This is a genomic window from Undibacterium sp. RTI2.2 (assembly GCF_035018705.1).
Taxonomy (GTDB): Bacteria; Pseudomonadota; Gammaproteobacteria; order Burkholderiales; family Burkholderiaceae_D; genus Undibacterium.
On sequence record NZ_JASJXN010000026.1, the window covers coordinates 40683 to 63481 of the forward strand.

Annotated in this window: 19 protein-coding genes and 1 tRNA gene; 14 read left to right on the plus strand and 6 right to left on the minus strand. The window is 46.3% G+C overall.

Features of this window, described 5'->3' with window-relative positions; genetic code table 11:
- The first annotated feature begins 22 nt into the window (after positions 1 to 22).
- The 3 genes from QN395_RS14435 to ppa all read left to right on the plus strand — a co-directional run bounded on the left by QN395_RS14435 (position 23) and on the right by ppa (position 3032).
- Complete coding sequence (locus QN395_RS14435) at positions 23 to 1159, plus strand: uroporphyrinogen-III C-methyltransferase (protein WP_416200150.1); 1137 nt, start codon at positions 23 to 25, stop codon at positions 1157 to 1159.
- A gap of 14 nt (positions 1160 to 1173) precedes the next feature.
- On the plus strand, positions 1174 to 2370 hold the full coding sequence (locus QN395_RS14440; RefSeq protein ID WP_322118298.1) for a heme biosynthesis HemY N-terminal domain-containing protein: 1197 nt from the start codon (positions 1174 to 1176) through the stop codon (positions 2368 to 2370).
- Between the two features lie 131 nt (positions 2371 to 2501).
- On the plus strand, positions 2502 to 3032 hold the full coding sequence (gene ppa, locus QN395_RS14445; protein WP_322118299.1) for an inorganic diphosphatase: 531 nt from the start codon (positions 2502 to 2504) through the stop codon (positions 3030 to 3032).
- Between the two features lie 412 nt (positions 3033 to 3444).
- Here the strand turns inward: ppa and QN395_RS14450 are convergent, their stop codons facing one another.
- Both QN395_RS14450 and QN395_RS14455 read right to left on the minus strand, forming a co-directional pair.
- Positions 3445 to 4488: a serine/threonine-protein kinase gene (locus QN395_RS14450; RefSeq protein ID WP_322118300.1), complete on the minus strand. Its 1044-nt coding sequence runs from the start codon at positions 4486 to 4488 to the stop codon at positions 3445 to 3447.
- A gap of 51 nt (positions 4489 to 4539) precedes the next feature.
- Positions 4540 to 5730 (minus strand): GNAT family N-acetyltransferase, encoded by a 1191-nt coding sequence (locus QN395_RS14455; RefSeq protein WP_322121551.1) that lies wholly within the window; start codon positions 5728 to 5730, stop codon positions 4540 to 4542.
- 109 nt (positions 5731 to 5839) lie between these two features.
- Between QN395_RS14455 and QN395_RS14460 the strand changes: the two genes are divergently transcribed.
- The 3 genes from QN395_RS14460 to QN395_RS14470 are packed head-to-tail and all read left to right on the plus strand — an operon-like array spanning position 5840 to position 9060.
- Entirely contained in the window at positions 5840 to 7501 is a 1662-nt protein-coding gene (locus QN395_RS14460) for an NAD+ synthase (protein ID WP_322118301.1), read from the plus strand.
- A gap of 50 nt (positions 7502 to 7551) precedes the next feature.
- Entirely contained in the window at positions 7552 to 7890 is a 339-nt protein-coding gene (locus QN395_RS14465) for a P-II family nitrogen regulator (protein WP_322118302.1), read from the plus strand.
- Between the two features lie 21 nt (positions 7891 to 7911).
- Positions 7912 to 9060 carry an ABC transporter substrate-binding protein gene (locus QN395_RS14470; protein WP_322118303.1) on the plus strand — a complete coding sequence of 383 codons (1149 nt, stop codon included), beginning with the start codon at positions 7912 to 7914 and terminating at the stop codon, positions 9058 to 9060.
- A 54-nt stretch (positions 9061 to 9114) separates the two neighbouring features.
- Here QN395_RS14470 and QN395_RS14475 read toward each other — a convergent pair whose 3' ends face one another.
- The gene (locus QN395_RS14475; RefSeq protein WP_322118304.1) at positions 9115 to 9753 is read right to left on the minus strand and encodes a Smr/MutS family protein; all 639 of its coding nucleotides are present in this window, start codon (positions 9751 to 9753) and stop codon (positions 9115 to 9117) included.
- Between the two features lie 51 nt (positions 9754 to 9804).
- The gene (gene trxB / locus QN395_RS14480) at positions 9805 to 10758 is read right to left on the minus strand and encodes a thioredoxin-disulfide reductase (RefSeq protein ID WP_322118305.1); all 954 of its coding nucleotides are present in this window, start codon (positions 10756 to 10758) and stop codon (positions 9805 to 9807) included.
- A gap of 468 nt (positions 10759 to 11226) precedes the next feature.
- Here trxB and QN395_RS14485 point away from each other — a divergent pair, with 468 nt between their 5' ends.
- From QN395_RS14485 to QN395_RS14495, 3 genes are all read left to right on the plus strand, one after another.
- Entirely contained in the window at positions 11227 to 13560 is a 2334-nt protein-coding gene (locus QN395_RS14485; protein WP_322118306.1) for a DNA translocase FtsK, read from the plus strand.
- A gap of 115 nt (positions 13561 to 13675) precedes the next feature.
- The gene (gene lolA, locus QN395_RS14490; RefSeq protein WP_322121552.1) at positions 13676 to 14332 is read left to right on the plus strand and encodes an outer membrane lipoprotein chaperone LolA; all 657 of its coding nucleotides are present in this window, start codon (positions 13676 to 13678) and stop codon (positions 14330 to 14332) included.
- Positions 14329 to 15642 (plus strand): replication-associated recombination protein A, encoded by a 1314-nt coding sequence (locus QN395_RS14495; protein ID WP_322118307.1) that lies wholly within the window; start codon positions 14329 to 14331, stop codon positions 15640 to 15642. Before lolA ends, QN395_RS14495 begins: the two co-directional genes overlap by 4 nt.
- Positions 15643 to 15902: 260 nt before the next feature.
- On the opposite strand, the gene QN395_RS14500 is transcribed toward QN395_RS14495, so the two are convergent.
- Together QN395_RS14500 and QN395_RS14505 are read right to left on the minus strand one after the other, a co-directional pair.
- Positions 15903 to 16745: a DUF2145 domain-containing protein gene (locus QN395_RS14500; protein WP_322118308.1), complete on the minus strand. Its 843-nt coding sequence runs from the start codon at positions 16743 to 16745 to the stop codon at positions 15903 to 15905.
- Complete coding sequence (locus QN395_RS14505; protein ID WP_322118309.1) at positions 16742 to 17188, minus strand: hypothetical protein; 447 nt, start codon at positions 17186 to 17188, stop codon at positions 16742 to 16744. The genes QN395_RS14500 and QN395_RS14505 overlap by 4 nt, the downstream gene beginning before the upstream one ends.
- 435 nt (positions 17189 to 17623) lie before the next feature.
- On the opposite strand from QN395_RS14505, the gene serS reads away from it, so the two are divergent.
- From serS to QN395_RS14530, 5 genes are all read left to right on the plus strand, one after another.
- Positions 17624 to 18922 (plus strand): serine--tRNA ligase, encoded by a 1299-nt coding sequence (serS, locus tag QN395_RS14510; RefSeq protein ID WP_322118310.1) that lies wholly within the window; start codon positions 17624 to 17626, stop codon positions 18920 to 18922.
- A 422-nt stretch (positions 18923 to 19344) separates the two neighbouring features.
- Positions 19345 to 20232 carry a hypothetical protein gene (locus QN395_RS14515; protein ID WP_323492230.1) on the plus strand — a complete coding sequence of 296 codons (888 nt, stop codon included), beginning with the start codon at positions 19345 to 19347 and terminating at the stop codon, positions 20230 to 20232.
- Between the two features lie 54 nt (positions 20233 to 20286).
- Complete coding sequence (locus tag QN395_RS14520) at positions 20287 to 21612, plus strand: choice-of-anchor X domain-containing protein (protein WP_322118313.1); 1326 nt, start codon at positions 20287 to 20289, stop codon at positions 21610 to 21612.
- Between the two features lie 74 nt (positions 21613 to 21686).
- A tRNA-Ser gene (locus tag QN395_RS14525) sits at positions 21687 to 21776 on the plus strand.
- Between the two features lie 295 nt (positions 21777 to 22071).
- On the plus strand, positions 22072 to 22799 hold a 728-nt coding region (locus tag QN395_RS14530; RefSeq protein WP_323492231.1), incomplete at its 3' end, for a hypothetical protein.

Below are 22799 nucleotides of genomic sequence, written 5' to 3' on the forward strand. Positions count from 1 at the left end.
ATCACCATCCGACACTATATCGATGAATAAATCGACAGAACTCCCTGTAACTCAGGTATCACCTCCCGCATCGTCAGAACCGGCAAAAGCGCCTGGTCCAGTGTTTTCGCAACCTGCTTATGTGTTATCCGGCGTATTGGCGATTTTGCTGGCTGCCAACTGGTGGACTTCACAAAATCAGATAAACAACTTGCGCGAAGAGGTTGCTAAGCGTTTGCAAGTCGCGGAGAGTACGACCAGCGAAACTAAAGTACTGGCAAAAACGGTACAAGAGTCCGCGAAGGAAATTCAGGCCAAAGTGACGCTGCTGGAAGGCAAGCAGGTCGAGGCACAAGGTCAGCAATTAGCGCTGGATCAACTGTATCAAGACTTATCCAAAAATCGTGACGAATGGGCATTGGCAGAAATCGAGCAGGTACTCTCGACGGCTAGCCAGCAATTACAATTGGCCGGTAATGTCCAAGGTGCTTTAATCGCTTTGCAAAATGCAGATAGCCGCCTGGCTAAATCGGACAAACCGCAATTTATTAATATCCGCCGTGCGATTGCCAAAGATACCGATAAGCTGAAGTCTTTGCCGATTCTCGATTTGACAGGCATCGCTTTGCGCCTGGATAGTGTCATCGCGCAAGTTGATCATATTCCATTGTGGGCAGATGAAAAATCAGTTGTTTCTGCGACACCACCAAAAGCACCTCTGCGAGTATTGCCAAAATCTCCCGTGCCGCTGTTGAAAAATGGTAAAAAAGTCGCTCTTGATGAAATTCCTGAAAATTCCTGGACAATGCGGGCAGAAGATGCATGGCAAAGTTTTTCCAGCGAGATGTGGAACGAAGTTAAGCAACTCATCAGAGTCCGTAATGTTGAAACGCCAGATGCGTTATTGCTGACACCATCGCAAAGCTACTTTGCCAGAGAAAATCTTAAGTTGCGGCTGTTAAATGCGCGACTAGCATTGTTGTCGCGTAATGAAAGTATGTTTCGCAATGATTTGATTGCTTCGCAAGATGCCATCACTAAATATTTTGATACACGAGCGAAGCAAACCCAATCAGTGCAAGCTTTATTGAGACAAGTACAAGGTAGTAACTTGTCTATAGAAATGCCCACATTAGCGGAGAGCTTGAATGCCGTTCGTAACTACAAAGTGAAGCCCTAAGGTTCAATAAAAATATGCGTCTTTTTATCCGGCTTCTGATTCTCTTTGCCATGGCAGTTGGTCTTGCCGTTGGTGCCCGCTATAACCCCGGCAACGTAGTGCTTTTTTATCCGCCCTACAGAATAGATATCTCACTCAATTTTTTCTTATTCCTGACACTGGTTTTGTTTGTCGTGCTGTATCTGGTGATGCGCACCATTGTTACCACGCAAAAAATGCCGCGTAAGGTGGCTATGTATCGTCAAGGTAAGCGAGAACGGGATGGCAATAAGGCCTTAAGAGAATCATTAAAGGCTTTATTTGAAGGGCGTTTTGGTCATGCAGAAAAAGCAGCATTGCGTGCTGTTGAACTGCCAGATAATGCCGCGGTTGCTGCATTAATTGCGGCCAGAGCAGCCCATCATATGGGCCAGTTCGAACGCCGTGATTCCTGGTTCGCAAGTACCGAAGCCGACATGACTTATAAAACGGCTCGCTTGGTCACAATGACTGAGTTACTGGTTGATCAGCACAAAGCAGAACAAGCTCTTGACGCTGTGAAAGAGTTGCACGCAAGTGGTACACGTCATATCCAAGTACTGCGCTGGGCACTAAAAGCGAATCAGCAAGCTAAAAAGTGGCCAGAAGTATTAAAACTAGTTCGGACTTTAGATAAACACCGCGCGCTGCATCCGGCTTTATCGAATCGTTTGCGTGAATTGGCCTATGAGGATTTGCTGACTGATCACGGACATGATGCAGAATCACTACGTCGGGTTTGGTACGAAATCCCTGCCGATGACCGGAAAAATCGCTTCGTCGCGTTTACCGCAGCTAAATCGTTTAATGAACGGGGCTTGCATGAGGATGCGCGAGTGATCGTTGAAAAGACGGTCGCTGAAGAGTGGGATGACAGATTAATGCGGATTTATCGCGACGCTGCTGCAAGCGAAGGCTCAGTCGCTTTATTGGGACAGATTGAGCACTGTGAGCGCTGGACGATACAGCGTCCAACAGATCCAGAGCTGGCCTTAACCTTAGGTACTCTTTGCCTTAAGCAAAAATTATGGGGTAAGGCGCAACGTCATATGGAACAGGCATTGTCTGATGCAACAGAGTCCCGAACCGTAAGAGAATCTAATCTCAAGCTGGCACAATTGCACGAGGCTTTAGGGCAAGCTGATGAGGCTGCGCAACATTATCGTCAATGCGCAATTGCTACTATGCTTTAGCCATAACGTTCGTTGAAGATTGCGGACTGCTTGCTGAGCGTGAGTGACTAGCTAATTAGCTATCGAAGCGTCTATAAAAACGACTATAATCCAACCCGATTTACTTTTGACTTCTATTTTGAAAGAGCAATATGAGCTTAAATAACGTTCCTTCTGGCCGTGACTTGCCGAATGATTTTAATGTCATCATTGAAATCCCGATGAATGCCGATCCAATCAAGTATGAAGTTGATAAGGAAACTGGCGCGATTTTTGTTGATCGTTTTATGAGTACTGCAATGCACTATCCATGTAACTACGGTTATGTGCCACAAACAATCGCGGGTGATGGCGACCCGGTGGATGTATTGGTGATTACACCTTTTCCTCTGCTGCCGGGCGTAGTAGTGCGTTGCCGCGCGATCGGCGTGCTGAAGATGACGGATGAGGCCGGCAATGATGCCAAAGTGTTAGCAGTGCCAGTAGATAAGCTTTTATCGATCTATTCCCACTGGCAAAAACCAGAAGATATGAATGAATTGCGTTTGCGTCAAATTCAGCATTTCTTTGAGCACTACAAAGATCTGGAAAAAGGTAAATGGGTTAAGATCGAAGGTTGGGGCGGCCCTGAAGATGCGAAAGCTGAAATCATGGAAGGCGTTGCAAACTTTCGCAAACTTTAATTTGTGTTTGGTTTTATTGAAACAGGATTAGGTCCGGTAGTTGAGTCAACGAATTTAATCGCAAAAAAAGCACATATATATGTGCTTTTTTTGTGACTTTTTCATTCCAAAATATTTGCATACTTTCAAAAATACAGACCCTCTTTACGAAGATGGAAAAATCTGGGTTTAATATACTCCCCCATATTTCTGTAAAAAATGCTCTATTGCCCAACAAAATTCTGGCGAGCTAAGATATACATGCTACGAGTATATCAGTAATGCCTTGAGTTAAATTGTGCGGGGCTGCGCAAAATAGTTCAGCTACGTTGCAGCTTCTCGCCTCACTAAATTACTGCCTTTGTCCTGCGCCTTGTTGGGGCAATTGTGCACAAGTCTTAATGATCTAGCTGACTGTATAGCTAGCAGCAGTCTAAGGCTTTACATTAAAAAAATAAGCTACAAAAATTCCTAATGCGATTAGTACTGCAATCCAGCTCAACCAAGAAATTTTCCTCTCATCGCCAATGTTTTCCTTTGATGTATCAGCCGCAGTACCAGCATGTTTACGTTTGCGTTTAAGGCGTTGATCTCTTTCCAATATTTTATGTAAAGCTTGAGCCATTTCAGCGGCACTACGGTAGCGTTGCGCAGGCGCTTTTTGCATGGCCTTCATTACAACCGCAGACAAACTGCTAGGGACAGCAGGATTTAATTCTGATGGCGATCTTGGGTGTTTATGAGCGATTTGATTGAGTAGTTTGTCAATGTCGTTGGATTGAAACGGTTTTTGTTGCGTCAACATCTCATACATCACTGCACCTAGCGAGTACACGTCGGTCAGTGCATTCACTTGCTGGCTCATGGCCTGTTCTGGTGACATATAGTTTGGCGTACCGAGCACATTATTGTTGAATAAGGTTTGTGCTGGATTGTCGGGATTGGTTAAAATTCTATTCGGTGCACGGGCAATCCCAAAATCAACTACTTTCGGTTGCTGGTTTGGCAGGATAAAAATATTGGCAGGTTTGATATCCCGATGAATTACACCATTCTCATGGGCATACGCGAGCGCTTCGGCAATTTTGTGAATAATAGTAGTGGTCGCAATATTATCAAAATGTTTGCCGCTAGCGAGTAACTCACGCAGATCTTGTCCTTGTAAAAACTCCATCGCAATAAATGTTGTGCCGCCTTCACTGGAGGCATCATAGATGGTCACAATGTTGGGGTGAGATAAGCGTCCGGCAGCGCGTGCTTCGTTAATGAATTGCTGTTCGCGTTGTTTTTTGTCTGCAATCCCGTGGCTAGTGCCAAGTATTTTGATTGCGACCGGGCGATCAATCACAGGATCATGTCCCAGAAAGACGGCACCATTTGACCCTTTGCCCAGCTTGTCTGTCAGATAGAAGCGCCCGACACGACGCGTTGGCAATCCTTGCTTAGACGCTGGGTGAGTTGAGGATAATGGAGTCATCTATACAGGATGCCTTGCTCAAGGAAGAATTTCAAGTCTTTCCTATCACAGTTAATTTTTTAGATTTTTAAATGGAATCCGGTCATTCAGTTCATTAAAATAGTGCGCTATGCCATCGGTTTCGCGCTCGAGGAAATGCGCAACTGCGTCAAAAAATTCTGGCTGAACCAAATGATGTGCTGAGCAAGTTTTTTGGGGTAAAAACCCACGTGCCATTTTATGTTCGCCTTGCGCACCGCCTTCAAAAACCTTAATTTTTTTTGCTATACAAAATTCTATTGCCTGATAGTACGCGGTCTCAAAATGCAGACAAGGTACATGTTCCAGGCAACCCCAATATCTGCCGTACAGCGTATCGTCGTCATGCACCAACAAAGAAGCTGCGATGGGTTTGCCGTTACGTTCTGCAAAAATGAGTCTCAAATTAGCGGGCATACTTGCGCCTATTCTCAGAAAAAAATCTAAGTTTAGATAGGGCGAGGAATGATGATCGGAGTAAGTGTGGTCATAGCAACGCTTAAAAAATATCCAGTCGTCTTTTGTCATATTTGACCCTGCAACCTGGCGGAACTGGACGCCGGCCTCACTTACTTTACGTCGTTCGGCACGGATATTTTTACGCTTTTTCTGCTCCATTTGAGACAGAAAATCTTCAAAATCATAGTAATCCCGGTTGATCCAATGAAACTGAACACCGCTTCTCAATAGAAAACCCGCAGCTTGTAGTAATTGAGCCTCTTCTATGGGAGGGAAGAGAATATGGGTAGATGAGTATTCTCCCGTTTTTTGAATATCCTTGAGAGCATTCAATAAAGCGATTTGTGTATGCACATCTCTTGCTAGCAGACGACCGCCAGTGACCGGCGTAAATGGAATCGCCGAGAGTAATTTGGGATAATAATGAAAGCCATTTCTCTGGTAGGCATCAGCCCAGGCCCAGTCAAATACATATTCACCGTAAGAATGCATTTTTTCATATAAAGGCATTGCAGCGACTAAGATGCCGCCATCCCATAATGTTATATAACGCGGTTGCCAACCGGTATTGGCGCATGCCGATCCAGATTCGTGCAATGCGTGCAGAAATGCGTAAGATAAAAATGGATTACTAGTAGTTTGCAGGCTGAGCAAATGATTCCACTGCGCCTCGCCGACATCGGACAATGAAGTCACGATACGCGTGCGATAATGTGAACTTTCTTGAAGATCTTCTTGGATCCGGTCGTGCTGGTTTTCAGTCATGATGCTCGTGATATCCCTGTTCATTCAAACTCAACTTATTAGATTAATTTATTGAGACCTAGTTCTTCAGACTTATTTTCAAATTCTTTTAAATTTACTACAAGCCACTATGACAGTAAAAGTTGCAATAGCCCAGATGAACAGCGTTGTTGGCGATCTTGCTGGTAATGCCGCGCAAATTCTTGATTATGCTCAGCGAGCTGCTGCACAAGGCGCTGACATTGTCGTTACGCCAGAGCTCTCTTTAGTGGGGTATCCGCCAGAAGATTTATTATTGCGTAGTGCATTTTACGCAAAAACGCGCGAGACCTTATTCGCTCTTGCAGAGAGCTTGAGGGTTTTAAAAGACATGCATGTTTTGATAGGACATCCTGCCGAAAATGATGGTGTGCGTTTGAATGCCGCATCCGTTTTATGCAACGGTGAGGTGATCGGTAGCTATTACAAACATGATTTGCCAAACGATATGGTATTCGATGAAAAACGGTATTTTTCATCCGGTCACGATGCCTTCGTGTTCGAAGTGAAGGGCATCAAGTTTGGTGTGAATATCTGTGAAGATACCTGGTTGCCTACTGCGCCGAAGATTGCAAAAAACGCTGGTGCAGAAGTGCTGTTAGTACCTAACGGATCGCCTTATCATATGAGTAAGCAGCATCAACGTTTTGATGTGATGCGTGCCAATGTTACGTCGCAAGGTATGTCTTTGGTCTATGCCAATCTGGTAGGCGGACAAGATGAACTAATTTTTGATGGCAATTCATTTGTGATGAATCAGGCTGGCGAAGTGTGTGTTCAGCTAAAACATTGTGAAGCCGATTTGCAGATTGTTGAATTTGATGGTGCGGCGCCCATAATGCCAATAGCGCCAATGCTAGCACCACAGGAGGTAATCAATGGCGCCAGTCCAGATGCACAGATAGATACACAGATAGAGGCGCAGGTCTATCAGGCATTAGTCTTAGGTGTGCGCGATTATGTCGGTAAGAATGGTTTTCCTAGTATTGTATTGGGTTTGTCTGGTGGAGTGGATTCTGCGTTGGTTCTGGCAATTGCGGTTGATGCTTTGGGTGCTGATAAAGTCAGAGCAGTCATGATGCCGTCACCTTACACTGCTGACATATCCTGGCTAGATTCGCGCGAAATGGTGCAGGGTTTGGGTGTACGCTATGATGAAATTCCGATCATCGCCTGCTTTAGTGCTTTTCGAGATACCTTAAGTCAGGAGTTTGCTGGTTTAGCAGAGGACACGACGGAAGAAAATATTCAAGCGCGGATTCGCGGCACCATTCTCATGGCTTTATCGAACAAATATGGCTCCATCGTCCTGACTACCGGGAATAAGAGTGAAATGGCAGTCGGTTATTGCACTTTATATGGCGATATGGCGGGTGGTTTTGCTGTGATTAAAGACATTGCCAAGACATTGGTATATCGTTTGTGTGCTTACCGTAATCGTTTATCACCTGTCATCCCTGAACGTATATTGACCCGTCCGCCATCAGCCGAGTTACGACCTGACCAGACAGACCAGGATTCTTTACCTCCTTACGAGATACTCGATGGCATCATGCAGCGGTATATGGAGGAGAATCAAAGCAGAGCAGATATTGTTGCTGCTGGTTATCGTGAAGAAGATGTTGAACGTATTACTCGTTTGATCAAAATTAACGAATATAAGCGTCGTCAGGCGCCAGTCGGTATACGTGTTACACATCGTGCATTTGGGCGTGACTGGCGTTATCCTATTACATCAAAATTCCGTGACTAAATAGTTAGAAAATAAAACAATAAAATCACATAAAATTTCAAGAGGACAACATGAAACAAATCACCGCAGTTATTAAACCGTTCAAATTAGACGAAGTGCGCGAAGCATTGGCCGATATCGGTGTCACAGGTCTAACCGTTACTGAAGTTAAAGGTTTTGGCCGTCAAAAAGGACATACCGAGTTATATCGTGGCGCTGAGTATGTTGTAGATTTCTTGCCCAAAATCAAGATTGAGGTTGTAGTTGATGATAATATCTGCGATAACATCGTTGATGCCATCATTAAAGCAGCGCATACAGGCAAAATTGGCGATGGCAAAATTTTTGTACAAAATGTCGAGCAGGTGATACGTATCCGTACAGGTGAAACCGGCTCTGATGCTGTTTAAATTGGATTAAACAGGTAAATCATGCAAACTTTACGTCGTTATTTCTCCTTGTCGCTGCTCGCGGCTCTCTCTACCATCGTATTACCTGCTTCAGCGGATCAGGGTATTACGGATCAAAAAATCACACTAGGTCAATCGGCTGCTTTTACTGGTCCTGCTGCACAACTGGGCATCCAATTGCACGCCGGTGCCAAGGCTTATTTTGATCAGGTCAATGCTGCTGGTGGTGTGCACGGGCGCAAAATTGAAATCATCAAAATGGATGATAAATACGAGGCCGATTTAGCCGCTGCTAATACTAAAAAACTCATCGAAAATGAGGATGTATTCGCCTTATTTGGCTATGTTGGTACGCCTACCAGTAACGCAGCTTTGCCTATTTTTACGCAAGCTAAAGTTCCTTTCTTTGCTCCTTTTACTGGCGCACAGTCGCTGCGCGAGCCCTTAAATCGTCAGATATTTAATATTCGCGGAAGTTACTTTGATGAGACTGAGCATTTGGTCGAGCGATTAGTCAGAACAGGTCTTAAAAATATCGCTGTCTTTTATCAGAACGATGCTTATGGAAAGGCTGGTTTAGCTGGTGTAGAACGTGCGCTGAAAAAAATGAACGTGCAAATGGTAGAAACCGCGACCGTAGAACGTAATAGCACCGACGTGAGTAAGGCGATTGCTAAGATTTTGCCGAAGCGTCCGGATGTAATTATCCAGATTAGTGCTTATTCCTCATGCGCGGCATACATCAAAGGAATGCGCAAAGAAGGATATAACGGACAGTTTTATAACGTATCTTTTGTCGGTAGCCAGGCCTTGGCAGATGCTTTAGGTACGGATGGCCCTGGTACCGTGATTTCGCAAGTAGTTCCATTCCCTTGGAAAGCATCAACGCCCGTGGTCAATGAATACACCAAAGTCATGCAAAAAGCGGGCATTAAGGATTTGAATTTTTCCAGTCTGGAGGGATTTATTGCCGCCAAAGTATTTGTAGAGGGCTTACGCCGTGCAGGTCGTAGTTTGTCGCGTGAGAAATTGATCTCCTCCTTAGAGACAATTAATACGAGCAATTATGATGTCGGCGGATTTGATGTGAATTTTTCGCCAACTAGTCACAACGGATCAAAATACGTTGATATGACTGTAATCACTAAAGATGGCAAATTCTTGAATTAAAATTCTTGGGTTGAAATTGGAGTAATCCAGATTTGAGCAACTAAGATTTGAGTACTAAGATTTGAGCAAGACAATCAATGCGCCAGAGCCACCGTCTGCAGCGGTGGCTTGGCTAAATGCTAGTACTTCATCTTTTTGTATCAACCAGTTTTTTACTTTATTCTTTAACACGGGTTCTTTGTTGATTGAACCTAGTCCCTTGCCATGAATAATCCTCACGCAACGATGTTCATTGCGCTGGCATTTCCGCAAAAACTCGCCCAAACTTTCTCTCGCCTGATCGCGCCGCAAACCGTGCAAATCTAGTTGCGCTTGTATAGTCCAATGGCCGGTACGTAATTTTTTGACGACATCACTGCCAACACCTGCGCGGGTATAACTTAGGCCATCGTCGGTGGCTAGCAAGGTGATGGCGTCAAATTCATCCGATATAGATTCTTGTAATGCAGCGCGCTCATCTGCAATATGCTGGAATGGAATCGGTTGCGGGCGTGCCGCTTGAACTATGTGTTTGGGCACCGTTTTCAGTGGCGCCACCTCACCTATGCTATTGCGGAAAATATTGGCTTCCAGCTTCGCTTGTTTCTCTCGCTTATTGCGCTCAGCTTCTTGCAGCAGACGCACTTCTTCCTGCTGTTTTAATTGCTGACCTAAATTTTTCAGATCAGCAAAATTTTTTAAGGAGCTGGGCATAAGCGAGGACTAAAAGAGCCAACAGGCTGAAGAATGGTTTTTAAATTGCAATTAATCTTCGAGATAGCGCTGTGCATCTAAGGCTGCCATACAACCCGTACCCGCACTAGTAATTGCTTGGCGATAGATATGATCTTGCACGTCGCCAGCGGCAAATACACCTGGGATGCTAGTAGCTGTCGCCATACCTTCAAGACCTGTTTTAGTCTTGATATAGCCATTATGCATATCGAGTTGACCTTCGAAGATGCTGGTATTAGGTTTGTGACCAATGGCGATAAAGACACCATGCAGGGTGACATCGCTCACATTGCCGTCAATACTGGATTTGATTTTAATGCCAGTCACGCCAGAGCTATCTCCTACTACTTCATCTAATGTGTGATTCCATTTAACTTCGATTTTACCTTCGGCTACTTTTGCCATCAGCCGATCAATCAAAATAGCCTCTGCGCGGAATTTGTCACGACGATGTACGACAGTCACTTTACTGGCGATATTAGATAAATACAGCGCTTCTTCTACTGCAGTATTGCCACCACCAACTACCGCAACCTCTTTGCCACGGTAGAAAAAGCCATCACATGTCGCGCAAGCAGATACGCCTTTACCCATAAAACTTTCTTCAGAAGGTAAGCCGAGATATTGTGCTGATGCGCCAGTCGCAATAATCAGTGAATCGCAGGTATATTCAGCCTGGTCACCGATCAGGCGGATCGGCTTTTCAGTCAATTTGGCGGTGTGGATGTAGTCGAAAATAATTTCAGTATTAAAACGTTCTGCATGCTGTTGAAAGCGTTGCATTAATTCTGGCCCTTGCACACCCATAGGGTCTGCTGGCCAGTTCTCGACATCTGTTGTGGTCATTAATTGACCGCCTTGCTCTACACCAGTAATCAATACTGGTTTTAAATTGGCACGTGCCGCGTACACAGCCGCAGAGTAGCCAGCAGGGCCAGAGCCGAGTATCAATACGTGTGCATGTTTTGGAGTGGTAGTTGACATAAGCTGACCCGAGAGAAAATAAATTGAATGATGATGGCAATCGGCATAGTTGATGCTATTTAAATTGCCTTAAGAGGCTATAAACTAAGCTGCAGATTGCGACGGAACAGCAAATTTCAATCATATATGCTGGCGTAGTATTAGCTGATGAATATTAGCTAACTATTAGCCAACGACCATCTAATTTAGCAGTTGACTTTAGTATTTAACTTTCATCTTAGCTTCTTACTTATCCGTCACGAATAAGTCTTACTTTACCTAGGCAAGATTATAGACGAATAAGCGTTTTTGATTGAATAGCCAGCCGATTGCTTGATTTGCCCTGAGTCGGCACGGTTCTAAGATGATGCCTGATTGGCGGCACTTGTCATACATGCTATCTTATGAGTGTTTAATATGTGTTGAATGTACGTTTGACTTGATTGATTTTGATTGAACTTGATTGTAATGGGCTGCTGATTGTGCACTATGACTACTTCCAACAATGAACCTTATACCCGCAACCGCGATAAAACGCCGGCGCCGCCGTTGCCAAATCGGCTAGTAATTTTGCTTATCGAAGCACGCTGGATACTCTTTGCGGCGCTTTGTATTTATCTGATTTTAATTTTATTCACTTACGCCAAACTTGATCCCGCCTGGTCGCACGCCAGTGTTGTCCCGAAAATCCACAATGTCGGCGGCAAAGTGGGAGCCTGGCTTGCAGATTTATTTCTATACATCTTTGGCTTATCTGCTTGGTGGTGGAGCGTTGTTCTATGCCGTTTGGTTTGGAAGGATTATCGCCAGCTAACGAATCGTCTGGCAGTCAATGCAGAACAAGACGCTGAACATAGTTATGAAAAATTTATACAGACAGGCGGATTTTTTCTGCTGATGGCTGGCAGTATGGGAATCGAGTACCTGCGGCTGTATTCAATCAAGGCACAATTGCCACGAGCTCCAGGAGGAGTGCTGGGTGAATTGATCGGAAACACTAGCTTTGCGGCCTTTGGTTTTACCGGATCAACTTTGCTATTACTCTTGTTATTTGCGCTGGGTATCAGCTTATATTTTCATGTCTCCTGGTTGCAGATTGCCGAGAAAATTGGTACTGCTTTAGAAACGGTCTTTGTTTTTATAGGTAACAAGTATGCTGCACGTGAAGATCGTAAGGTCGGGCAAACGGCCGCCGTCAAACGTGAAGAGGTCGTTATTGTTGAAAGAGCCAAGATTATTGAGGCGGCACCTATACGTATAGAACCACAAATCATCAGCGTACAAAAATCTGAACGGGTAGAAAAAGAGCGTCAGGTATCGCTGTTTAGCGATATGTTAGACAGCAAATTACCGCCACTGTCGTTGCTGGATGATGCACCGCCGACGCAAGAGACTGTTAGCATAGAAACTCTGGAATTTACCAGCCGTTTAATTGAGAAAAAACTGTCGGACTTTGGTGTTGACGCCAAAGTCGTTGCGGCCTATCCGGGACCAGTGATTACTCGTTATGAAATTGATCCAGCAACCGGTGTTAAAGGTAGCCAGATTGTTGGCTTGGCGCGTGATCTTGCACGATCATTATCGCTGACATCGATCCGAGTAGTTGAGACCATTCCCGGCAAGAATTATATGGGTTTGGAACTGCCAAATCCCAAGCGCCAGATCGTACGTTTAACCGAAATTCTTGGCTCCAAAGTGTACAACGACAGTGCGTCCAGTTTAACGGTCGCGCTGGGTAAAGATATCGGTGGTAATGCCATAGTTGCTGATCTTGCCAAGATGCCGCATTTGCTGGTGGCAGGTACGACTGGATCCGGTAAGTCAGTCGGTATTAATGCCACGATTTTATCGTTGTTATACAAATCAGATCCGAATGATGTACGGATGATTTTGATCGATCCTAAGATGTTGGAAATGTCTGTATATGAGGGGATTCCGCATCTGTTAGCTCCGGTAGTAACAGACATGCGACAGGCCGGGCATGCCTTGAACTGGGCGGTTGCAGAGATGGAGCGGCGCTACAAATTAATGTCAAAAATGGGTGTGCGTAATCTGGCCGGTTACAACATCAAAATTGCTGAGGCAGCTAAACGCGAAGAGTTTATTCCCAACCCGTTTAGCTTAACGCCGGATGCTCCTGAGCCATTAGAAAAATTGCCCACCATCGTCATCATCATCGATGAGTTAGCTGATCTGATGATGGTCGTCGGTAAAAAAGTTGAAGAGTTAATTGCCCGTATTGCCCAAAAAGCCCGCGCGGCAGGTTTGCATTTAATTTTGGCGACGCAACGCCCATCGGTTGACGTGATCACTGGTTTGATTAAGGCGAATATCCCCACTCGTATCGCGTTTCAGGTGAGTAGCAAAATTGACTCCAGAACAATTCTTGATCAGATGGGGGCGGAAGCATTGCTGGGTATGGGCGACATGCTATATATGCCGCCTGGCACTGGTTTGCCAATACGTGTGCATGGTGCTTTTGTTTCTGATGACGAAGTGCATCGTGTGGTAACGCATTTGAAAGCGCAAGGGGAACCAAACTACATTGAAGGCATCCTAGAAGGAGGCATACTGGAAGAGGGCGGCGAAGTAGGCGCGCCACCTGGCGAAGGTGGCGGTGAGGCCGATGCGCTCTACGATCAGGCGGTCGCAATCGTACTCAAGAATCGTCGTGCTTCTATTTCTTTGGTGCAAAGGCATTTACGCATAGGCTACAATCGCGCCGCCCGCTTGCTAGAGCAGATGGAAACCAGCGGCGTAGTATCCACCATGCAGTCAAATGGTAATCGTGAAATTTTGGTGCCAGCAGGGAATGCCGAATAAATATCTGGACTTCAGCTGATTCGACCGCGGCGGTGAACGCAGCGGTTTGGCAGGCGGCCGCAGCATGAGACAATTAATTAAATCAGTCAGGATTTTTGTGAAACTTTCATTGAAAATGAATACGAATAAAGTAGCTAGTAGCGTCACAAAGTTGGTAGCTAGCATGATGTTAAGTGCCAGCATGCTAGTGCCAGCATTAGCCAATGCCAGCGCGATTGAACAATTTAAAGCCTTTGCCACCAACATAAAAAGTGCTAAAGGTGAGTTCCTGCAACAGCAAGTCAAGATGGTGGATGGTGCGCCCAAGGTAACTAAAACCTCCAGCGGAATTTTTATTTTCGCTCGCCCTGGCAAATTTATCTGGACCTACCAAAAACCTTACGAGCAAGTCTTGCAGGCGGATGGTGATCAGTTGTTTATCTTCGATAAAGATCTCAGCCAGGTTACGATTAAAAAATTAGGCAATGTATTAGGTGCCAGCCCTGCGGCAATCCTGTTCGGCAGCGGTGATCTGGAAAAAAGTTTTACTCTGCGTGAGGTCGGCGTTAAACAAGGTCTGGAGTGGCTTGAAGCTACTCCTAAAGACAAAGATAGTAATTTTGAGCATATTGGCATAGGCATGAAAGACGGTGCTCCCTTGGCTTTGGAATTACGTGACAGCTTTGGTCAAATTTCTTTACTGACTTTAAAGAATATTGAAAAAAATCCGACGCTCAAAGCTGATCAATTTAAATTCGTCATACCAGCCGGCGTTGATGTATTGCGTCCATGAGCGATATGAGCAGCGCCAGTAAAACGCGTAAAAATCCCGTTCCGCTAGCAGAGCGCATGCGTCCTGCAAATTTGGATGAGGTGATTGGTCAGCAACATCTGCTGAGTGAGGGCAAACCCTTACGAGCGGCGTTTACCTCTGGCGATCCGCACTCCATGATTTTATGGGGGCCGCCGGGTGTTGGTAAGACCACGCTGGCAAGGTTGATGGCAAATGCGTTTCACTCAGAATTTATCGCGTTATCTGCAGTATTGTCTGGCGTAAAAGATATACGCGAAGCAGTTGAACGGGCGCAAATTTTGCAGGCCACTTCGCAACGTCGTACGATTTTGTTTGTTGATGAAGTCCACCGGTTTAATAAAAGCCAGCAAGACGCTTTTTTGCCGCATGTAGAAAGTGGCTTGTTCACCTTCATCGGTGCTACTACCGAAAATCCCTCGTTTGAAGTCAATAGCGCGCTGTTATCCCGTGCTTCTGTGTATGTTCTCAAATCGCTGACTGACGCTGATCTGGAGGCGATGATAGACAGAGCTTGTGAGCGTGAATTGGATGGCTTGCAATTTCATCCCGATGCCAAGGCAAGTTTGATTAGCAGTGCCGATGGCGATGGTCGAAAATTATTAAACAACCTCGATATCGTGGCACGTGCTGCCTCTGCAAAAGCGTTGCAAGAAGTTGACACTGCTCTACTGGCCGAGTGTCTAGGGGATGCCTTACGCCGCTTTGATAAAGGTGGCGATGCTTTTTATGATCAGATTTCTGCTCTGCATAAATCAGTACGCGGCTCTAATCCCGATGCTGCTTTGTATTGGATGGTGCGCATGCTGGATGGTGGCGCTGATCCACGTTATCTGGCACGCCGCATCGTCCGCATGGCCAGTGAAGACATCGGTCTGGCCGATCCACGTGCCTTACGACTGGCATTGGATGCCGCAGAAACATACGAGCGTCTCGGTTCTCCAGAAGGCGAACTGGCGTTGGCACAAGCAGTGGTCTATCTTGCGTGCGCAGCCAAGTCCAACGCTGTGTACAAAGCTTATAACGCTGTGCGAGCCTTGGTAGCTAAAGATAAATCACGTACCGTTCCAGAACATCTGCGTAATGCGCCGACCAAGTTGATGAAAGAGCTTGGCTACGGTAAGTTATATCGCTATGCGCATGATGAGCCTGAAGCTTATGCCGCAGGTGAAACTTATTTGCCAGAAGGCTTAGAAGGCGAGTCCTGGTATCAGCCGGTGCCACGTGGGTTAGAGATCAAAATTGCCGAGAAGCTTGCTTATTTGCGATCCTTGGATGCTGCGGAAGAGTGAGCGCATATTGCGTGATGAGCTTCATTTTTCTTAAAAATAAGGTGATCAATTTTGTTTGATAAGTGTATTGGGTCACCTTGCTCAATTTATCTGTGAAAGAGACGCTGGCAGCTACAAGCTTGCTCAGCATAGCGATTAATTTCAGTATTTAAAGCTACTATTATCTTATATACTCCTATGGTGTATTTTTTAATCGTCCAATTAATATATGGATAATACGGGTATTTTAAAAAAATAAATGGGGAGTATATAAAATTCAATCAAGGGTAAGTTAAAACCTGCTGACTACTAACTGTGTGCCGCTGCTCCAAAAAATGCACGACAGAGTCGACCGTAATCGTGTCAATCTGACCTGCCATACGACGATCAAATGGATGGTCATCAAATGCCACGTTAGCGCGGAACATCCGTGCTCCCAGTCGCGTCATCGCCGGAATATCCAATGTGCTTGGATGATACGCTGCCATTGTCAGCCAGGCTTGCGCTTGCGTACGATTATCGATTTGCACATCGGTGGCGCTTGCCGCTGCCAGCAGTTCCAGCACCCACTGATTTGAGTTTTGGTACATGGTTGAAAATGGAAATGCCAGCATATTGTAACGAGGTGCATGCAGTTTTCTCGGCAGGTCAGAATTTAGTAAACCGACCAGTTTTTGCTGAAGCGCGGCATCTGGAAACACGATCAAAGTCTCATAGGCAAATGGACTATCCATAAAAAAATTACCTAAACCTTCGTTGTACAGTTGAGAGTTAGCGGTGCCGCAATCATTGAGTTCGTGCACCACCAACCAGCGTCCTTCAGGATGATCGCGCCATATGATGCCCATATGTGAGTAGCGTACATGGTACTTAGATAAATCTTGACCAACCCGCGCAATCAGTGCGACTTGCGCGCCACTGGCGTCCAATGCATTACGGGTTTTTAATGCCAGCTCCATGCCTTTCATCAATCCGTTTGCATCGAGCGCCTGATCTTCGCATGAGCGACCAGCGTAGCTGTTGGCCGATACGATAAAAGCTAGGCTTAAGAGTAAAAGCTCGGCTTTAAGACCGCGTTTTAGCAGGCGATCCAGCACTGATTTTGATTGATGAAAGAGGTTCATTTGGCGACCGTATGATGGACCAAACTACGACTAATTTCATTCGGAATAAAGGCAATTGCCTGGCCAGAAACTACCAGCATTGTGCCAGCAGATAATGCAGTGACTTCTACCACGGTGCCAGCGGCTACTGACACATTACCCAGCGCTTTACCACTGAGTTTGAGAGTGTAGCTTGCGCCGTCAGATGCGCCTTTACATACGATGACCACGCCATCCGCTAGTTTTTCTACCGACACGACAAGCAGCGTGCCAGATGCTTTGATACCTTCTGCCGATCCTTCAACTAATAACGCGCCAGAAAGTAGGGATAAAGCAGAAACTCCTGACGGGCCGCAAGAGGGACAACTCGCCGCAGAAGCCGCTGGACTGCTAGCCGCGATAACGCTGCATCCGATCAGCAACGAAAAAAAGTAATTGCGAGTCCGTGTTGATAAGGGTTTCATTATATTGTCCAATCATGTGGGGAAATCAAAGCCAGACAGCGGGTGGTATTAATAATTAAGAAAAATCAAGAAAAGCCAAGTAGAACCAAGTGCAATCTCAGCACCGAGCCAACGCATTATTGTTTTTAAAAAGTCTGCTGGTCAATTTCGATTTATTTAGCGCTGCTTTCTTATGCCGAAGGTTGCATAGTTTGATACTTATGGGACTTTAAAATGAACGTCCAATGATTATAGGGGTTTCAAGCCAAAAAACCTCGGTAAGCCCCGGAATCAGTGGGCGAGTAAAATGAAATTTTCTACCAAAAAAACTAAGCCTTGGCTGTACTTGACGAAGTTTCACGAAGTTGCAATATTCAAGCTCGCCCTTGGTACAATACGCAGCTCAATTACATTGCGACTACATTGCAACTACCTTTAACCTGGCTCAAGTATTCTATGATCGACATTCAACTCCTCCGCAAAGACATCGACACCGTTGCTGCTCGTTTGGTAACGCGTAAATTTCAATTGGATACTGCGACTTTCAATGCGCTGGAAGGCGAGCGCAAGCAGATACAGATGCGTACTGAAGAGCTGCAAGGTAAGCGTAATTCTCTGTCCAAGCAAATCGGTATGCTCAAAGGCAAAGGCGAAGATGCTTCCGCACAAATGGCAGAAGTTAACAGCATCGCTGAAGAATTAAAAGCGTCAGAAGTCCGTTTAGGCGAAGTACAAGCATCTATGAGTGACTTCATGCTGGCAATCCCCAATTTGCCTGATGAATCTGTTCCAGTCGGTGTGGATGAAACTGGAAATATCGAAGTTCGACAATTTGGTACGCCTCCTGTATTTGATTTTGAGGTCAAAGACCACGTCGATATCGGCGCAGCCTTGGGATTGGATTTTGAGGTTGCGGTCAAATTAACCGGCTCACGTTTTACGCTGTTACGTGGTGGTATGGCACGTTTGCATCGCGCCTTAGCGCAGTTCATGCTAGACACACAAACGCTGGAACATGGTTATACAGAATGCTATACGCCATATATCGTCAACGCAGACTCTATGCGCGGTACAGGCCAGTTACCTAAGTTTGAAGAAGATTTATTTGCGGTCAAAAAAGGTGGGCAAGACGGTGAGGGCGAGACCTTGTACCTGATCCCTACAGCAGAAGTGTCGTTGACTAACACCGTGCGGGACGAGATTGTTAGCCTGGAGAGTTTGCCGATCAAAATGACGGCGCACACGCCATGCTTCCGTTCCGAAGCCGGTAGTGCCGGGCGGGATACCCGCGGCATGATACGCCAGCATCAGTTTGATAAAGTGGAGTTAGTGCAGATTGCACATCCAGAAAAATCCTCCGACGCATTGGAAGAGATGGTCAGTCATGCGGAAGCGATTTTGAAAAAGCTGGGCTTGCCATACCGTGTCATGAGTTTGTGTACCGGTGATATGGGCTTTGGCTCAACTAAGACTTATGATTTAGAAGTCTGGTTGCCAGCGCAAAATACCTATCGTGAGATATCGTCAATTTCTAACATGGGTGCATTCCAGGCGCGTCGTATGCAAGCACGTTTCCGTAATACACAAGGTAAACCAGAACTGGTACATACCTTAAATGGCTCAGCTTTGGCGGTTGGACGCACGCTGGTAGCGGTGCTGGAAAATTATCAGCAGGCCGATGGCAGCGTACTTATTCCTGAAGTTTTACGTCCGTATATGGGTGGTGTAGAGGCTTTGTTGCCTGCAGCAAAATAAGCTTTTTGGTTTTAAAAAGCGGCTGGGGTGATCGATCATCCCAGCCGCTTTTTTATTGAATAAACGATTTTTAATTTGTCTTTGTCCCTGATCGTGCGGCACCATAACCCTGCCGCTGCTTATCCTTTTGTAACTGCATTTTTGTGTCATTTTAAATATTAGAGTTTTTCCACTAATATTGTTTTGGCATGTCTTTTTCTATTCTATTTCTACTATGTGGCAGGCTAAAAAACCGTGGATTTTTAGCGCCTAATTTTGTTGCGTTGCAAATTGACAATATGGTGCTGCTATTCAGATACTCCGCTCCGATCAGCTAGCGTTCGATGCAAGGTTCTTCGACTTCGCTGATTAATTTGTTCCCGTTTCTGCACCATGGCTTTCAGGCGTTTTACTTTTCCATGTTTTTACTAGAGGGGATTTAAATGGCGAAATTATTTAGAATTTTTGCAGCACTTTTGTTTGTCTCGCTCAGCGCAATGTCCAGCATTGCCAGCGCGACCAATTACACCTTATGGGTCAATGGTCGCGGTGGTGGCGGCGTGGTGGGTGACTACACCAGCTTCACGTATTGGGGGCCATCTGCGACCGCTGCGGGCATCAATAAAAAAGCAGTTAACTGGGATGGCTACAACAGCATTGCCTCCAATAATGGCAAAATCCGCGACGCACTTGATTGCTTCTGTACTGGGTCTAACTGGTGCTACGTGGCGACCCACAGCGCTGGCGATTTGATGATGGGTTACACCTTAGCAAACTACGGTGGCTCAGCCAGAACCAAGAAAAACGCCGTCGCTAATGCCTCCGGCCAATGTGGTGATGCAGGTAGCGGTACACAAGTCGGCTGGAACATTAAGTGGGTGCGAACGGCAGCAGGGGCGGGTGGCGGATCAGAATTATCCGATGTCGGATCGTGGGCAGTGTCCGAGCCTCTGGTCAAGGATTTAAAGACCACCACCGCACGCGCCATGTACAACCATAACGATACCCACAATGTCTGGTTCTACATGTATGCAGGCGCCAAGGGGACGGTCTATTCCGCGATATTGCCGGGTCAGGACGACGAGGCTGTGGCCTACCATAGTTCAGGCGGAGTATCAGGCAGCTCGGGTGCCGCATTTTGTAATCCGAGCGACTGGTTCTGTAATGACCTGACCTTAGGCACTGCGGCCAACGAGGGCGGTAGCGTGAAGTGGAGTTATCACTCAGTATCGTTCCGCGATGATGCCGAAGCATATAACCACTACTCGAATAGTAATTGGCAAGGCGTCATCTCTCTGGTACGAGCGGATATGGTCAGTAACGCAATTTGATCACGATGCGAAGCTAATAATTTAGGTCAACTTATCTGAAGATTCGATCAAACGATGCGATCTAAAAAAGTAAGCCCCTCACGCAAGTCAGGGGCGACTTCAAACTCGGCGCAATCTTCCAATCAAGCTGGTTGGTTGCGTCGGTATTGGCAAGCCCTGGCTGTATCACTGGCTCTTATACTAGTCGCTTTGGTCTGGTGGTTTTCTAGCGGTACAGAATCCAGTATGGCAGCCACATTAGCGAATCAAGCCAATAGCAATTTTTTAAAAACGCCGGGCGGTCCCGACGGTGCTCCTTTATTAGCGTTAAACAATAACCACGACCAACGTCTGGCGGCTTTGACTAAGCAAGTTGAATTGGCAGATCAGACTTTATGCAGCTACCGCAACAGCACAAAATACCCACAAGGATCACGTCCCATCGCTGAAAACCCTGATCAGGTTTACCCAAATCAACCGGTGCAAGAAAAACGGGCGATGCACAAAGAAAACGGTCAGACCGATGGGCATGTCCAAATCGAGACTACGCAGTCACGTATTTTTTTAGCTAGTCGTGAGAGCGTCATGTTTACCGTAAAAGCGATGGACGAGGACGGCAATATTCTTCCATTATTTGTCACGCGTGCAGTCGCACGTGGACTGACATTTCAAGGCGCGCGAGAAGCACCCCAAATCCCTGTCGCCTTCAGTGACGATGGCAATAATGGCGATGCAGTCGCTGGCGATAATATGTTTTCTGGCGTATTGGCGCCTACTACCACAGGTTTAGCCCAGTTCAATGGCACCATTCGCTTAGAGCTTAAATATAATGTCGGCGATCGTTCTGGCGTACTGTTTTTCGATGTCATCTATTCACCAGAAGTCCCCGCAACCTGGGCCAGTTCGGTGCGCGAAGCAGTCGAGCAAGGTTCACTCAATTTTTATCTCAAAGCCGACGTACGCGAAGCAGGGCGCTATGTCGTTACCGGACGCATCGATGATGCTAAAGGCAAGCCATATGCACTCGTGACGTTTAACGATCTTTTGCCGCAAGGCGCAACCGAGGTCAAGTTAACCGTCTTCGGCAAACTGATGCGCGACCAATCGCCCACCTTCCCGTTAACCCTCAGAGATATCGACGCTTATCTGCTTAAAGAAAACGCAGACCCTGATCGTGCTTTAATGTCGCGCATCGTCGGCCCCGCCTATGTATCTAAAATGCATACTGCACAAAATTTCTCAGACGAAGAATGGCAAAGCGAAGAGCGTTCACGCTATCTCAACGAGTTTGGCAAAGACTTAGAGCAAGCAAAAAATGCGTTACTAGAGCTAAATCCGGCAATGTCAAAAACATCGCTACCGAAAAGCGACTGCACCAAGGCTTTAGAAACTAAGCCATGATGCGCGTCTATCAAAGCCAGATAAAGTTTGCTATAATCCTCGACTTGATTGGCCGTAGAACGCTAAGCAAGACAGGAGAAGTGGCAGAGTGGTTGAATGTACCTGACTCGAAATCAGGCGTACGTGCAAACGTATCGGGGGTTCGAATCCCTCCTTCTCCGCCAGGAACACCGCAAACGATGCCAAAGTTTGCCTAATAGCCCCTAAGAAATTAACGACTTAGGGGTTTTTTTGCGTCCAAAGTCGTCAAAGTTAGCCCATTGATGGACACAGTTTATGCATCTACGCCCTGATCTGGAAAAATGAGTCCCATGGTGTTAGTCGCTGCGTTGCAACGAAGTTGAAGGAATTCGGTAACGATTCTGTAGTTGTGACTTGTATAATCAAGAATATTTCCTCTCATCGAACCAAGACTATGACCTATGTTATTCATGTTTGGGAGCATGCTGCCCCGATTCCTTGAAGACCGCCCTGGCGCTCCATGAACGCCTGAGTGCTACGCCTTCACCACCTAATAGCAAGTTTGCCGCATTGGCAAAAGCATTGATCCGGCGATTTCCAGTCGAAGTAGGCGGTGCAGAAGATTCTGCGGAAGATCCATGCGGCGAGCCGGGTGCTTGGGTGGAATCCCGACCGGACGGCAGCACTGACACTGCCGTCTACAGCATGGCTGTCTACGAAGATGGTGTTGAGGTGCTTTTGCCTTTGCTTATCGACACTGCGACAGCATTGGGTCTAACGGTCTACGACGATCAGGCGGGTCAGGTCTTTCTGCCAGATGGCGGTGTGCTCGATAGTGAGGGGCGTATAGAGCGTCGTGTAGTCGCCCCGAAGGCAGTGGCTTATGAGCCGCTTTCGCCAACCATTGCCAAGGCTGCGCTCAAGACTATCGTTGCGGTGCAACTCAAGCCTTTTGCGTTTCGTTACAAGGTCGAACATGGTGGTGTCAGTTTCCGGCGTAAAACACCGGCAGGCGAGCAGATTCTTTACATCATTTTGCGTCAGACCTCTGGCATACATCTCAGTCTGGGGGCAGAGCTAGAATTGGATCTGCCGGCTGAGTTGGCTCAAATCGTTGCACCACAGACGTCAGTTCAATTGCTGTTAGGGTTGTCAAACAGCGTTCAATATTTACCACCTGTCAGCGTCCAAATTTTTCCACTTTATCGGCTTGTTCAGAACGATTT

Bases quoted from the DNA above. Each gene is read 5' to 3' on its own strand.
- QN395_RS14435 (WP_416200150.1), top strand. From the start codon at position 23: ATGAATAAATCGACAGAACTCCCTGTAACTCAGGTATCACCTCCCGCA.
- QN395_RS14440 (WP_322118298.1), top strand. From the start codon at position 1,174: ATGCGTCTTTTTATCCGGCTTCTGATTCTCTTTGCCATGGCAGTTGGT.
- ppa (WP_322118299.1), top strand. From the start codon at position 2,502: ATGAGCTTAAATAACGTTCCTTCTGGCCGTGACTTGCCGAATGATTTT.
- QN395_RS14450 (WP_322118300.1), bottom strand. From the start codon at position 4,488: ATGACTCCATTATCCTCAACTCACCCAGCGTCTAAGCAAGGATTGCCA.
- QN395_RS14455 (WP_322121551.1), bottom strand. From the start codon at position 5,730: ATGACTGAAAACCAGCACGACCGGATCCAAGAAGATCTTCAAGAAAGT.
- QN395_RS14460 (WP_322118301.1), top strand. From the start codon at position 5,840: ATGACAGTAAAAGTTGCAATAGCCCAGATGAACAGCGTTGTTGGCGAT.
- QN395_RS14465 (WP_322118302.1), top strand. From the start codon at position 7,552: ATGAAACAAATCACCGCAGTTATTAAACCGTTCAAATTAGACGAAGTG.
- QN395_RS14470 (WP_322118303.1), top strand. From the start codon at position 7,912: ATGCAAACTTTACGTCGTTATTTCTCCTTGTCGCTGCTCGCGGCTCTC.
- QN395_RS14475 (WP_322118304.1), bottom strand. From the start codon at position 9,753: ATGCCCAGCTCCTTAAAAAATTTTGCTGATCTGAAAAATTTAGGTCAG.
- trxB (WP_322118305.1), bottom strand. From the start codon at position 10,758: ATGTCAACTACCACTCCAAAACATGCACACGTATTGATACTCGGCTCT.
- QN395_RS14485 (WP_322118306.1), top strand. From the start codon at position 11,227: ATGACTACTTCCAACAATGAACCTTATACCCGCAACCGCGATAAAACG.
- lolA (WP_322121552.1), top strand. From the start codon at position 13,676: ATGAATACGAATAAAGTAGCTAGTAGCGTCACAAAGTTGGTAGCTAGC.
- QN395_RS14495 (WP_322118307.1), top strand. From the start codon at position 14,329: ATGAGCGATATGAGCAGCGCCAGTAAAACGCGTAAAAATCCCGTTCCG.
- QN395_RS14500 (WP_322118308.1), bottom strand. From the start codon at position 16,745: ATGAACCTCTTTCATCAATCAAAATCAGTGCTGGATCGCCTGCTAAAA.
- QN395_RS14505 (WP_322118309.1), bottom strand. From the start codon at position 17,188: ATGAAACCCTTATCAACACGGACTCGCAATTACTTTTTTTCGTTGCTG.
- serS (WP_322118310.1), top strand. From the start codon at position 17,624: ATGATCGACATTCAACTCCTCCGCAAAGACATCGACACCGTTGCTGCT.
- QN395_RS14515 (WP_323492230.1), top strand. From the start codon at position 19,345: ATGGCGAAATTATTTAGAATTTTTGCAGCACTTTTGTTTGTCTCGCTC.
- QN395_RS14520 (WP_322118313.1), top strand. From the start codon at position 20,287: ATGCGATCTAAAAAAGTAAGCCCCTCACGCAAGTCAGGGGCGACTTCA.